Source organism: Alteromonas sp. I10 (genome assembly GCF_003201515.1).
GTDB lineage: Bacteria > Pseudomonadota > Gammaproteobacteria > Enterobacterales > Alteromonadaceae > Alteromonas > Alteromonas macleodii.
Genome location: NZ_QJJN01000005.1, coordinates 316,649 through 329,989 on the forward strand (window position 1 = coordinate 316,649; position 13,341 = coordinate 329,989).

At 46.4% G+C, this 13,341-nt stretch carries 16 protein-coding genes; 11 read left to right on the forward strand and 5 right to left on the reverse strand.

Annotated elements, in window-relative coordinates; genetic code table 11:
* Positions 1-3 precede the first annotated feature (3 nt).
* From gspH to BZA03_RS12410, 8 genes are all read left to right on the forward strand, one after another.
* Positions 4-630: a type II secretion system minor pseudopilin GspH gene (gene gspH / locus BZA03_RS12375; protein ID WP_110288940.1), complete on the forward strand. Its 627-nt coding sequence runs from the start codon at positions 4-6 to the stop codon at positions 628-630.
* Positions 627-1,055, forward strand: coding sequence for a type II secretion system minor pseudopilin GspI (gene gspI, locus BZA03_RS12380; RefSeq protein WP_014980699.1), 429 nt, complete (start codon positions 627-629; stop codon positions 1,053-1,055). Before gspH ends, gspI begins: the two co-directional genes overlap by 4 nt.
* Position 1,056: 1 nt before the next feature.
* On the forward strand, positions 1,057-1,683 hold the full coding sequence (gspJ, locus tag BZA03_RS12385) for a type II secretion system minor pseudopilin GspJ (RefSeq protein WP_014951312.1): 627 nt from the start codon (positions 1,057-1,059) through the stop codon (positions 1,681-1,683).
* On the forward strand, positions 1,680-2,726 hold the full coding sequence (gene gspK, locus BZA03_RS12390; RefSeq protein ID WP_110288941.1) for a type II secretion system minor pseudopilin GspK: 1,047 nt from the start codon (positions 1,680-1,682) through the stop codon (positions 2,724-2,726). The genes gspJ and gspK overlap by 4 nt, the downstream gene beginning before the upstream one ends.
* Positions 2,726-3,925: a type II secretion system protein GspL gene (gene gspL / locus BZA03_RS12395; protein WP_110288942.1), complete on the forward strand. Its 1,200-nt coding sequence runs from the start codon at positions 2,726-2,728 to the stop codon at positions 3,923-3,925. Before gspK ends, gspL begins: the two co-directional genes overlap by 1 nt.
* Positions 3,922-4,401, forward strand: coding sequence for a type II secretion system protein GspM (gspM, locus tag BZA03_RS12400; RefSeq protein WP_014977776.1), 480 nt, complete (start codon positions 3,922-3,924; stop codon positions 4,399-4,401). Before gspL ends, gspM begins: the two co-directional genes overlap by 4 nt.
* Entirely contained in the window at positions 4,398-5,153 is a 756-nt protein-coding gene (locus BZA03_RS12405; RefSeq protein ID WP_110288943.1) for a type II secretion system protein N, read from the forward strand. Before gspM ends, BZA03_RS12405 begins: the two co-directional genes overlap by 4 nt.
* Positions 5,154-5,252: 99 nt before the next feature.
* Positions 5,253-6,686: a YdgA family protein gene (locus BZA03_RS12410; RefSeq protein WP_110288944.1), complete on the forward strand. Its 1,434-nt coding sequence runs from the start codon at positions 5,253-5,255 to the stop codon at positions 6,684-6,686.
* Between the two features lie 58 nt (positions 6,687-6,744).
* Here BZA03_RS12410 and BZA03_RS12415 read toward each other — a convergent pair whose 3' ends face one another.
* The 4 genes from BZA03_RS12415 to yrfG all read right to left on the reverse strand — a co-directional run bounded on the left by BZA03_RS12415 (position 6,745) and on the right by yrfG (position 10,975).
* Complete coding sequence (locus BZA03_RS12415) at positions 6,745-7,800, reverse strand: MBL fold metallo-hydrolase (protein ID WP_061486824.1); 1,056 nt, start codon at positions 7,798-7,800, stop codon at positions 6,745-6,747.
* A gap of 233 nt (positions 7,801-8,033) precedes the next feature.
* A complete protein-coding gene (locus tag BZA03_RS12420) occupies positions 8,034-9,422 on the reverse strand; it encodes an NAD-dependent succinate-semialdehyde dehydrogenase (RefSeq protein WP_014951319.1) in 1,389 nt (462 codons plus the stop codon).
* Positions 9,423-9,702: 280 nt separating this feature from the next.
* Complete coding sequence (gene yjjX, locus BZA03_RS12425; protein ID WP_110288945.1) at positions 9,703-10,248, reverse strand: inosine/xanthosine triphosphatase; 546 nt, start codon at positions 10,246-10,248, stop codon at positions 9,703-9,705.
* A 13-nt stretch (positions 10,249-10,261) separates the two neighbouring features.
* The gene (gene yrfG, locus BZA03_RS12430) at positions 10,262-10,975 is read right to left on the reverse strand and encodes a GMP/IMP nucleotidase (protein WP_014951321.1); all 714 of its coding nucleotides are present in this window, start codon (positions 10,973-10,975) and stop codon (positions 10,262-10,264) included.
* A 71-nt stretch (positions 10,976-11,046) separates the two neighbouring features.
* Here yrfG and nudE point away from each other — a divergent pair, with 71 nt between their 5' ends.
* The 3 genes from nudE (at position 11,047) to BZA03_RS12445 (ending at position 13,171) form a co-directional block, all read left to right on the forward strand.
* Positions 11,047-11,610, forward strand: a complete 564-nt coding sequence (gene nudE, locus BZA03_RS12435; RefSeq protein WP_014951322.1) for an ADP compounds hydrolase NudE — start codon at positions 11,047-11,049, stop codon at positions 11,608-11,610.
* Positions 11,611-11,613: 3 nt separating this feature from the next.
* Positions 11,614-12,459, forward strand: coding sequence for a 3'(2'),5'-bisphosphate nucleotidase CysQ (cysQ, locus tag BZA03_RS12440; protein ID WP_014951323.1), 846 nt, complete (start codon positions 11,614-11,616; stop codon positions 12,457-12,459).
* 127 nt (positions 12,460-12,586) lie between these two features.
* Positions 12,587-13,171 (forward strand): YceI family protein, encoded by a 585-nt coding sequence (locus tag BZA03_RS12445; protein WP_014977782.1) that lies wholly within the window; start codon positions 12,587-12,589, stop codon positions 13,169-13,171.
* Between the two features lie 105 nt (positions 13,172-13,276).
* On the opposite strand, the gene BZA03_RS20700 is transcribed toward BZA03_RS12445, so the two are convergent.
* A partial coding sequence (locus BZA03_RS20700) for an IS3 family transposase (RefSeq protein WP_375342585.1) occupies positions 13,277-13,341 on the reverse strand: 65 nt, incomplete at its 5' end.

Here is a 13,341-nt window from a genome sequence, read left to right on the forward strand (position 1 = left end):
TTTATGCGCAACCGCGGCAGTACATCTTTGAAAAAAGCAGGCTTTACCCTATTAGAAGTCATGCTGGTACTGCTGCTTATGGGATTGGCGGCGGGTTACGTTATGTTTAACGCATTCGGTGCGAGTAAATCTGACCTGCTAAAAACCCAAGCGCAACGCCTGCAGGTGATTGTTGATATGGCCAGCGATTTTGCGGTGTTAAATCAACAACAGCTTGGTGTGCGGTTTGAAGCCGATAAAAATGAATACTACTTTGTCTACTTAGACGACGATGATGAGTGGCAGCGTATCGAAGGCGAAAAAACCTACGAGCCTTATACGTTACCTGAGCCTTTCACCTTCACTTTAAATTTAGACGACTTACCATGGGATGTTGAAGACAGGCTCTTTGACAGGGAACTATTCGACGAGAATTTAAGTGTTTCTGATGAAGGGGTTGATATAGGTAACGAAGAAGAGAAAAAGCTGCCTCCGCCTCAAGTGCTTATAATGTCGAGTGGCGAAATTACGCCTTTTACCTTGTCGTTTAATTACGAAGGTGATGACGGCGACAACCCCGTCTATTACAGCCTGCAAAACCAAGATCTTCCGCCTTTAGTGCTTGAAGGGCCTCTGGAGAGACCACTATGAGTGCGTTCAACGTTGATGCATCGACAAAGAACGTTGCACCTGCCACACCACGCCAGCAAAGTGGCTTGACGCTACTGGAGGTTATGGTTGCCCTGCTTATTTTTGCGCTAACCGGTACAGCAGTACTTAAAGCTGCAGGCGAGCATTTATCAAGCGTTGGGCAAATAGAATCTGTCACCTTTGCCAACTGGGTGGCAAGCAATCGCTTAAACCAGCTTCAATTAGATACCACGTGGCCGCCCAAGAACAATTTAAAAGGCACGATGGAGATGGCCGATCGCACGTGGTACTGGCAGCAAACGGTGACAAAAACCAACGACAACGACTTGCGATCGGTAACCGTTTCGGTGGGTGAAGACGAAAGCTACGGCAGTTCAGTTACATCAGTAACCACTTTCGTTGCTAAACCGACGGCGGGAAATTAGCATGCAGCGCGGATTTACGCTTATCGAAATACTGATTGCTATGGCCATATTCACCCTAATTGGACTTGCATCCACAGGTCTACTTACCACAGTTATCGACAGCAATGATATTTCAGAAGAGCGTTTTGCAAAACTTCAATTATTGCAGCGTGCCATGATCACGATTGAGCGAGACCTTCAGCAAGCCGTGCCTCGTGCAGCAAGGGTTAACGGCGAAAAGCAAGACGTGGTCATGTCTGGCGGTGAAACCGACGACAGCGACGATGACGGCATTGGTTTTGTACGTGGAGGGTGGCACAACCCTCAGTTAATGTTGCCACGAAGTACCTTACAGTTTGTCGCCTATAGACTTAGAGAAAACAAACTGGAGCGCCTTTACAGCAACTATGTGGATAACGTCATAGGCTACGAGCCCAAAGTCCGTGTTCTGTTAGAGGATGTAGAAAGCTTAAAAATTGAATTTCTTGCCACCGCTAACAGTAGTTCCTTAGATGAAGACGAAGACCTGTCGTGGAGCGAAAGTTATAAAGGAGCTGCACTGCCGCGCGCGGTGGCCATTGAGTTTGTCAGCAAAGACTTCGGAAAAATACGCAGAGAATTTACCTTAACTACGGGTGAATCGTCATGACAATCAAGAGTACTCAGCGTAAGTCGATTACTCCACCCGCTAAGCAGCAAGGCGTGGCATTAATGATTGTGCTCATGATAGTAGCCTTGGTTGCGGTACTAGCCACAGAAATGGGTACACGCTTGCAGCTTCAGGTGCAGCGTACGATGAACTTAAAAGACAACAATCAAGCCTACTGGTACGCCATGGGAGCCGAGGCTTTTGCGCGTAAGTCTATCCAGTCTTTGATAGAAGAAAGCCCGAATGTGATTTCTATAGATCAGCCTTGGGCACAAGAATTCAGCTATCCTTTAGAAAACGGTGGTTTAACCGCTAACTTAGACGATTTGCAAGCGTGTTTTAATTTAAACGCGATTACGTCGGGCAGTGCAGGGGGCACTGGCAATAACAGCGGTACCGGCAGCAGTGGGGCGAGTAATACCACAGAAGCCATGGACGCTTTTCACACCATGTTGCTATCGCTTAGCGTTGACGGACTAGACAACTACACCGCAGACACCTTACGGGACAGTCTAGCCGACTGGGTAGACGAAGATGACAGAATGCGCCCTTACGGTGCAGAAGACAGCGAATACGAGTCCAGAGAGTTTCCTTACCTAGCAGCTAACGGACCACTGGCATCAAAAAGTGAATTGCGTATTATTAACGGTGTATCACCACAATGGCTAGACGCATTACTGCCATTAGTTTGCGTGATCCCGGATTACAATGAGTTGAAAATTAACGTCAACACATTAGAAGAAGAAGATGCACCATTACTTGCAGGCCTAACGGGATTAGACATTCAGCAGGCCGCAAGTTTGATTAGCAGTCGCCCGCAAAACGGCTGGGACGATACCAATGCATTTTTAAGCGAGCCCTCTATTCAAGCGCTTAATTTAACAAGCACTCGACAAGATTGGTTTTCGGTTAAAACTGAATATTTTATGTTGCATACAAAAACACAATACAACAAAGCAACCTTTAAGCTTTCCACCGTGTTTCACGTTAGTGCCGATACCGGCGTTAGTATTGTGAATCGCGAGTTTGGGGGAACCTATTGATGGAACAACTCTTGGTGCGTTTAGGCGCCAACCATACAGACCCAATTAGCTGGCTCGTTTATTCGCGAACCGAAGATGAAATTATTGCATCGGGCGAGCTGCCTAATGCAGAAGCCTTATCTTCGCTGACCGAACGCGCGGGGCAACGAAGTGTTATTGCCTTAGCTCCTAGCAGCGAAATTTTACTCAAATGGGTTGAGCTGCCGCCTAAAGCTGGCCGCAAGATCATTTCTGCCATCCCGTTTATGCTAGAAGACGAGCTTGCCACTGACATTAGCCAGCAGTTTTTTGCGATCGGCCCTAAGCGAGGCGATGAGCAGGCCGTTGCAGTAGTTAGCCATGAAAAGATGGAGCTGTGGCAGTCCTGGCTTAGCGAAGCAGGGTTATTCTGCGACACCATTATTCCTGATGTACTCGCAGTGCCAGTCACCGAAAACGGTTGGTCAGTGCTTACGTTAGGTGAACAGCTTCTCGTTCGACAAGACACATTCAAAGGCGTGCAGGGCGAGGCAACATGGTTACTGCCAACTCTTGTGCATTTTACTGCACAACAAGAAAGCCCGATAACCATTACCAATTATGCGGGTATCGATTTAAGCACTTTGCCAAATATTGAAGAAGCGCAGGCCCCCTTAGAGCTGCCTATGCAAGTATTGGCAAAAGAGGCGATGCAAAGCAGCTTTAACCTATGCCAAGGCGATTACAAGGTAAAGCGCAAGCGCAGCGGTGTTCTGAATCAGTGGCGTGTTGCTGCAGTATTAGCAGTGTTAGCGCTATGCACCAGCCTTATCGACAAAGGATTTTCTCTTTACCAGCTTAAAGCCCAAAATCAGGCGTTAAGCAGTGAGATTAATACCGCTGTTAAGGCGGGTTTCCCCAATATTGGTACCTATCGCAACGTGCGACTGAAGCTACAAAGCGAGCTTGCCAAGTTAGAACAAGGCGGTGGCAGTGCCTCTATGCTTATTATGCTAGACCAGCTCGCTCCGGCTTTTTCAGCCACTGATGTAAAACCGCAAACACTGCGCTTCGATGCAACCCGCACTGAGATTCGCATTCAGGCGCAAGGTAAAAACTTTGAAGCGCTAGAGCAGTTTAAACGTACAGCAGAAAGCGCAGGCTTTGTGGTTGAACAAGGGGCCATAAATAATCGTGACAATGGCGTTGTAGGTACAGTATCAGTAAGGAGTACCTCATGAATGCACTCTTAGAAAAGTACAAAGCGCTGACCGAGCGCGAACAAAAGTTAGTACTGGTTTCAGCTGTGCTATTAATAATTGCGCTATTTTATTTTGCGGTATGGTCGCCGCTTAATGCTGCTTTAGATAAACAGAAACAGCTTCTCGACAATCAGCAATCCTTGTTGGTTTGGGTAAAAGACAGTGCAGCAAGAGCACAGCAATTGCGCCGCAGCAGCGGGGGTAAACGAACATTCTCTGGCTCGTTACCGCAAGCGGTAAACCGCACTACTGCTCAGCACGACATTGCTATATCTCGTATGCAGCCACAAGGCGACGAGCTTCAGGTGTGGGTTGATCAGGCGCCGTTTAACAGTGTTTTAGAATGGCTCAAAGCCATGGAAAATATGGGCGTGATTATTCTTCAAGCGGATATTGCCGAGGCCGATGCGCCAGGCTATATCAAAATTCGCCGATTACAATTAGGTAAAGCATGAAGTCGAAAGTTAGTTGGATTATAGGCGGCATTATTGCCTTCTTATTGTTTGCCATTGCTTACATGCCTGCTGTTCACGTTATTGGCCGTATTGCGTTACCTAGCAATGTTGCCGTTAGTGGTGTTAGCGGCACCTTGTTTTCAGGCAAGGCGCAAACTGTAGTAGTTAATGGCCTACCCATCAACAATGTAAAATGGGAGCTTAGCCCCTTACATATGTTGATAGGTAAAATTAAATTAAACCTTAAAGCAGGTAATATTCGCGATAAAAATGACATTGCATTTGAAGGGCCTATTACCACGGGACTTTTCAGCCAAAACAGCGTAAATACCGAAAACTTCACGCTGTATTTACCGGTAGACCGAGTGCTTGCACAAGTTCGCCTTCCGCTGCCAGTAAATGCCGGCGGGCGCTTCAAAGTGTCGCTCAGTGACTTAACGTTTGGGCCTGCGTGTCAATCGCTAAACGGCACCGGAGATTGGCTAAACGCGACGGTTGCCGGTACACAGGGCCCTATTGATTTTGGCACTTATTCCGCAAAGCTGCGTTGTGAAGGCGATGACATTGGAATACTAGTAAGCGAGCCTAACTTACTAAGCTTGTCGATGGATGCGGTTATCCCTACTACGATGAAAAATATTCGAGTAAGTGGTAAATTTAAGCCTGACGACAGCTTACCGCAAGAAGTCCATCAGGCCGCACGCTTGTTTGGTGCGCCGGATAGTAACGGCTATATTGCGATTAAGCTGTGATGCATAGCACAACCTATGCGTAGAATTTCTAGGCCACCAACGTACTTCACGTTTGTGGCCAGAGGAACTGGGAACACTTTTTAACAAAGGATTGTAATCATGAACAAACCTCTTCTAGCTGGCGCGGGCGTAACTTTGGTTGCACTTGGCGTTGCCCCTTATTTTATTGGCACTAGCGTTCACGAAAATGTTAACGCCGCCGTAAACGAAATTAACCAACAAGCCGTTTATTCTGCCGAGGTACTTTCGTATGACAAAGGCTGGTTTTCGACAACAGCAGAAATCAAGCTTGCTGTCGATTTTCAAGCGCTAATCAATGCACAGAATGTTGACTCCACTGATATACCAATGGAAGAAAACCCTAGCATTACCGCTACGCTAGTAGCTCATCACGGACCGGTGTACTTTGGCGATGGCTTAGGATTAGGCCGCGTTCACTATACGGTGTCTATTGATGGAGATGAGTTAAGAGAATACGTTCAGTGGGATGGCCAACAGCCAATTTATCGCAACGAAGGCGTGGTTGGTTTGTTTGGTGGACTAAGCTACGCAGACGTTATTCCAGCGCTTAGCGCGACGGCCGAAGAAGAGGGGTTCACGCTACTTTTCTCTGGTTATGCGGGTGAAGCTGAGCCTGATGGTGACAAAACTTTGTATACGTCGTCGGGTGAATCGCTAAGCATAAGTGCAGATGAATTTTCCCTAGAGATGAAAAATCTGTCTATGGATATGAGCTATGATGGCGATATGGTAGCGGCGTTCAAAGGTGACTTATTTGAATCTACTGGCAAGGCGCGTATTGAAAGCATAGAAATTTCTAACATTGAGCCAGGTGCGACAGTTAAGATTGAGAACCTAGCTTTTGCTACTGACGTCAAGATTGACGAAGACAATAACACCGCCAATGTCTACGTAGAATACGCTGTCGACAAAGCCGTGGGCCCTGAACTTGATGCTACAGACATGGTATTAGGCGTTGCCATCAATAACTTAGATATCGACTTCATTAAGGCCTATCAAGAATTTAGCAACAATTCATTATTAGTGCCTTCTGAAGAAGTGCCAGCCAAAATGATGGAGTTTATTGAAGCTAACTTGCTAACACAGCTTAAAGCTGAGCCAGAGATTAATATAACGAAGCTGAAAGCAACGTTGCCTGAAGGGGCGTTTAACGCTTACGCAAACACGAAATTAGTGGGTATAGATGCACTTCCTGGTACGTTGGAAGACGCCGCTTATTGGGTCACGCATTTGCTGGCTGATGCACAAATCACCGCCGATAAAGCGCTTGCACAGAGTATGGCATCTGGCTATATGATGGGCCAACTAATGGCGACGCCACAAGCACAAAATATGACGGCTGAAGAGCTTCAAGCCGCTGTAGAACAACAGACACCTATGATGCTAAGTACCTTCGCTCAACAAGGCTTAATAAAAGAAACCGAGAAAGGTTACGAGACAAAGCTAACACTTAAAGATGGCGAAGCCAGTGTAAACGGTACGCCTATTCCGCTGCCTTTTGCCCCTCAATAATAGTTAGAGAACCTCTATAAAAGCGTAAACCGTGTATCGCAGACGGTTTACGCTTATTTTACTCCTGTTCAGACAGGGTAATGTTCATTAAGTCTTCAGCGGCATATACTCGACCTTCAGCTACAACAGTAATCGCCTCAGTAAGTGCATCAAGACCCGGTTCGCTACGTTTCATAATATGAGACAACACTATTTGCTTAGCGTTTGACTGCGCGGCAATGTCGATAATCTGAGTCGGCGTCATATGCAAGTTCTTAGCAACCTGACCCGCGTCATCACCAATCGCGTTGTGTAGCACCAAAAGGTCTGCGTTTTTAGCAAAACGAGCAAGGTTTCCTTGTTTATCATTGGTATCGCCTGAAAATACCGCTTCGCAGCCGTTGGCCTTGACCTTCCACGCTAATGCTGGAATAGGCCCGTGGTTCACCGTCATTGCCTCAACACTGACGCTATCGTTTACATTGCGTTTAAACGGTTGTTCAAAGGTTGTGGCCCCGATGCTTTTTGTGGATATCGCATAGTCATCTTGGCCTTCTATAGTGTAAGAAGACAGATACTTAAACGCGCCGTTTTTCCCTATTAACGACGACACATAGGCGTTTGTGGACGGCATAATGTCGTTGCCCTCTGGCCCCATTATTATTAAATCCTTCTCGCGATCGGTGAAATACCCACCTTTTACAAAGCTTGGCAAATCGGCGGAGTGATCGGTGTGTAAGTGGGAAAGCAAGATAACTTCTAACGATTCAAACGTTGCCCCCGCAGCGCCAAACTGAACGCTGCTTCCGCTTCCAGCGTCTACCAACACGCGGGCGCTGTCATTTATCCAAACCACATAGGCACTAGATGTTCTGCCGTCATCCAATTCAGGTCCACCCGACCCTAATATTTGCACCGAAACGTTATGGCAACCCATAGGACTGGTGCTTAGGCCGGCATCGTCTGATGTAATTGAAGGTTGAGACAACGGCTGCGCTAAAGCCGAGAACGATAGAATAGCAGTGGTTGTCATAGCGCAAAAAAACGCAGTTTGTTTTCTACCGCGCTGTTTGTCCTGCCTTTTAAGCCCAATGCCTGATCTTGCATTACTTAACCGTTCATTTATAACCGTCATAACCATCGCCTTATGTTATTCCCTACTCATTAATACACAGATATTTGATTAAAAGACCGTTTGCCCGGACGAAACTATTCAGCCTAGTTGACTGTGCACTGTTTTTTCGCCTGACTGTTTTCGATTACATGGGCTTGACTGTGCGACTACCTTAATGAATAGGGAGTACGGCAAAACAAAAAAGGCGAACCCTGAAGTTCGCCTTTCTTCTCATTGCTTCTTACCGAAGTGCACTACTCGGCCGATTTCTCAGCGACCATGATAGTTTTGATATTGACGAATTCACGCATACCGTAACCACCGTGCTCACGACCGTAACCGCTGTCTTTCACACCACCAAAAGGTAAGTTTGGTTGTGCCAAAGAGTACCCATTGATATTAACCATACCGGTATCAAATTCATCTTTCGCCAATGCTATTGCTTTGTCGGTATCTGTACTGAAGATACCGCCGCCCAAGCCATAACGTGAATCATTTGCTACTTCCATGGCTTGCTTGTCGTCGCGCACGCGAATGAGCGAAGCAACTGGTCCAAATAGCTCATCATCATAAGCGGGCATACCTGGCGATACATCTTCCAGCACCGTAATTGGGTAGAAATAACCATCAGAGTCTGGAATTTCTCCACCCAGTGATAGCGTAGCGCCGTTTTCTAGCGACTTTTTCACTTGCTCATGAAGTTCATCGCGCAAGTCTTCTCTCGCCATTGGGCCCAAATCCGTGTTTTCGTTTGTGGGGTCGCCAACTTTTAGCTTTTTACACTGCGCCACAAATTTGTCTCGGAATTCTTCATAGACGCTATCCACAATAACAAAGCGTTTAGCCGCCACACAGGTTTCACCGTTATTAATAACCCGTCCTTGGATACACATTTCTACAGCATGGTCGATGTCAGCATCCTCTAACACCAAAAAGGCGTCGTTACTACCAAGCTCCATTACGGTTTTCTTAGACAAGCTTGCAGCTTCCTTAGCGACTTCTTTACCTACTTCGTCACTCCCGGTAAAAGTAACGCCGCGAACGTATTTGTGCTTGATTAAGTCACTTGCCGTGCTGCCATCAATTAGCAGCGACTGGTAAACATTTTTAGGAAAGCCAGCATCTTCGTACATTTGCTGAATGGCTTGCGCCATACCAAACACGTTTTTAGCATGTTTCAGTACCGTGGTGTTACCCGCCATTATGTTTGAGGCGCTATAACGAATAACTTGGTACAACGGAAAATTCCACGGCTGGATGCCAAGAATAACGCCAATTGGCTGATACGTAATGATTGCTCGACCGCCTTCGAAAATGCGATGTTCGTCTTCCAAAATTGAAGCGCCGTGCTCGGCCGTATAGCGGCATATTTCAGCGCATAGCTGCACTTCTTGCTTTCCTTGCGCGGTAACCTTACCCATTTCCCGTGTCATCAGGCTGGCGAGATCGTCAATTCGCTCTTCCATCAGGTTTGCAAGGTTATTAAATAAATCTGCGCGGGTCTCAAATGACGTACGGCGCCAGTTCAAATAGGCTTCTTGTGAACGGGTAACAGCTTGTTCGGCGTCCTCGGCTGACATCAAATGATAATGATCGATCTTTTCACCTGTAGCAGGGTTGTAGGTATTGATTGTCTCACTCATTGTCACTCTCCTTATTCCGTTTGGTCTGAAGGAAGTGCAACTAAAAAGCCAAGGTGTCAAAAAATATTTTTTAACCTATTTTCAATAACATAGAAGCAACTTAAAGCCTAAGTAATGGATAGTGTCAGAAAGGATCCAGAAAAGATTACCTATCGAAGTAAAGATTTCAGGGCGACCGTTGCGATCGCCTTATCATTTTTCCTAAGTAAGGATACCCTTGCGGCACTCTGTTTGATTAACGGTGTAATGCGCCTTGTTGCACAGCACAAGAGGTTCAACACTAGTCAGTGTATAAGTCGGGGAAATGGAACTTTGCCATAGCAAGCGTTAACGCTACTTCATAAACACTTTGTCGCGAGGCGTGATTAAGAGTAAGCAAACCAATAGCCCCCCCTTTTTGCTTTATGTTTACCGTATCAAAGAGTTTGTCCATAACCGGCCCTAGCTCTTCGCCACGCTGCAGTGCCTGATATACGCTTACAGGAAGAGGCAAGCTTGCACTTCGCGATATCGACCAGTGACCTTCATGGTATATCGCCACATAGGCAAAGGTAGCAGGACCATCTTCAAATACATCCACACCACCTTCAATTGCCACATACCACGCATCTGTGAGACCACCTTGATGATGAGCAAGCATGGCCTTCACGCGATTAATGGCGCCCAAGCGCGTTTCATCTTCATTCATTGGCTGGTCAGGCACGCCGCTTGGTACAGCCATACCCTGAGCGTCGAAATCGTGCTCTAGTGTGTCAGAGAGTGTATTGAGCGCAGCATTAATTTTTACCGGATTCAGCGACCCTACATAAATTGTGTCAGAAACCATGTGCTTTCGTCCTTTAAAAACGTCCTTTCGAAACAGTCCCAACAGGGTTCTGCTTAATATCTTCTAGCATTAAACGGTAATCGCGCACCGCTGGAAACTCACTAATATTGCGATTTGGCAAGGTACTATCAGGGTTATCGACAGCAAGTAAATGTTTAATACCGTATGTCTTTGCCGCATTTAGAATTGGCAGTGAGTCATCGACAAATAAAGTGCGATGGGCATCGAACTTTACCCGTGCCTGTAATCTTTCCCATAGCAGCTGAGACTCTTTGGTTACGCCGAACTCATGGGTAGAGATGAGGTTGTCGATATGTGCGTCGAGCTGGGTATGCTCTATCTTTAGCGCCAAACTGTTTGGGTGCGCATTGGTCACTAATACCACCTGCCTGCCTGAGTCATGAAGCGCATCAAGGAACGGAATTGTATCGTCACGAAGGGCGAGCAAATGTGCCAGCTCACGCTTCAGCGGCATAAACTCATTTTCTAAGTCCATTTCAAGAGATTCAGCCCAGTAATCTAAGCAATACCATTGAATTTGCCCGAATACTGACTCATATCGCGCAGTCATTTCACGTTGACTCTGCGCCTCTGAAATTCCTCTTATTTGTGCTAATCGTTTAGGCAAATGATGTAGCCAGAACTGGTTGTCGTAATGAAGGTCCAGCAAAGTGCCGTCCATGTCTAACAGTACAGTTTCTATTTCATTCCAGGGCAGAAAGGGCAAGCGATTTTCCTTATAATGAAGTAAGCTAAGAAATTGTATACAAGTATGATAACAAAGTTGTAGCGATAGACATGCCAAAAATTGATCCGAACAAACCGTTACCACAAATTCATTCTCGTGAAATCGTTGCGCAAAGCAAACTCTTTAGGGTAGAACGCTTAGACCTTGAGTTTTCGAACGGCGCCACCCGTGAATTCGAGCGGATGGCTGGCGGAAACAGGGGCGCGGTAATGATAGTGCCTATGCTTGATGAAAACACCATGGTGTTAATTCGCGAATATGCAGCCGGCACACATTCGTATCAACTAGGCTTCCCAAAAGGTTTAATAGACCCTGGCGAAACTGCCATTGAAGCTGCTAATCGCGAACTACAAGAAGAGGCAGGCTTCGCGGCCAATGATCTTGTGGAGCTTCATAAGGTCAGCATGGCGCCCACTTTCTTTAACGCCAATATGACCATTGTTTTGGCTCGAGACTTGTATCCAAAGCAACTTGAAGGCGACGAACCTGAGCCTCTTGAGGTGATTCACTGGCCTTTAGATGAAGCAGATGCTTTACTTGCACGAGAAGACTTTGTAGAAGCACGCTGTATAGCCGCGCTGTTTTTAGCTCAAAAGTGGTTTAAGGAACAATAAACAATGCCCGATGACGCCCATGCCGACCTACTAGAACTTGCGAAAGAAATTGCCATCGAAGCCGGTGAAGCCGTATTAGAAGTATACGATAAAGGGGAGTTTGACGCTTATCAAAAAGACGATGAGTCTCCCGTTACTAGCGCAGATTATTTGGCAAATGATATCATCAACAAGCGCTTACAAGCCGCAACGCCTGATATCCCAATCCTCTCAGAGGAAAACAAACATGCAAGTCTAGAAGAGCGAAAGCATTGGCCTCGATACTGGTTAATCGATCCCATCGACGGAACCCAAGAATTCATTGCTAGAAGCGGTGATTTCGCAGTAAACATTGCGCTAATAGAGAACAATGAGCCGACAATAGGCGTTATCTTTTGGCCTCCAGGGCAGTCGTTATATTACGCCCAGAAAGGCAAAGGCGCGTTTAAGTCATCACCTGATGGCGATCACCCAATAAGCGTACGCAAGCTAGACGACCCTAAAAATAGTGTGGTGATGATTGCAATAAGCCGTCGTCAGTCGAGAGAAAAAGTGCTCAGCAGAATGTGCGCTAAGCGCGTATACCAAACGCTTCCATTGGGAAGCTGCTCCCTGAAGGCCTGTTTTATTGCCGAAGGAAAAGCTGATGTATTTATGCGTATCGGTATTACCGGTGAATGGGACACTGGCGCATCGCAATGCATTGTCTCTGAAGCGGGTGGGAGTATTGCCGCCGCTAACTTCGAACCTCTTACCTACAATCAGCGTCATTCGCTAGAGAACCCAGATTTTGTGGTAATGGGCGATCAAAGGGTGCCATGGCAAGATGTAGTCCAGTATGATGACTTCGTAAACCCACATCAGCACTAGCGCGTAATAATTTACGTAGCGCAGCGTGTTAACCTACGTATAATAGCGTAGTAATGTTGCTGGGCCACATTACTCTGGTAGTGGTTAAATCAAGCCAGATGGAACCAAAAAGTAAAAGGAGTAACCTATGATGACTACACGTATTCGCACGTTGTCTGCAGCATTGCTCGCATGTGGGCTAGCATTTCCCGCCGCAGCCGATTGGTCAATAGACGGCGAAACAAGTGCACTACACTTCTTATCGACGAAGAATGCACAAGTCACCGAAGTACATAAGTTTGATAGCTTTGATGGTACGCTGTCTGACGGTGGCAAACTTAACGTGGCGGTTGACTTATCGTCAGTGAATACAGCCATTGATATTCGCAACAAGCGAATGCAAGAGATGCTGTTCAACGTGACCAAGTTTGCACAAGCGACATTTGAGGCCAACTTGCCTGAGTCGATGATGAACCTGAAATCGGGCCAAGTTGTTAACGGGAAGGTAGACGGTATTTTGATGTTGCACGGTAAAGCCGTTCCTACGTCATTTGCTGTTAAAGCAAGTAAAGTAAACGACGATACGCTTACCGTATCAACCACGTCACCAACGTTAATTAAAGCAGAGTCTTTTGGACTTGCTGAAGGCGTAGCTGCACTTCAAAAAATTGCAGGGCTTAAGAGCATAACAACAACAGTACCCGTAACGTTTTCAGTTACGTTTACTCAATAAAACATTGTTATTGCCGCCGTCTATCGATAAAAAGCTAGTTGGCACGTGACTAAACGCAATAAAAAACCGCACACATGAAGTGACCCCATTAAGTTGGACTCATTTCTAAGCGGCAACCAAGGCCTGATTTCGATATTGTATCGGACTCAGGCCTTTTAGTTTTAGCTTAA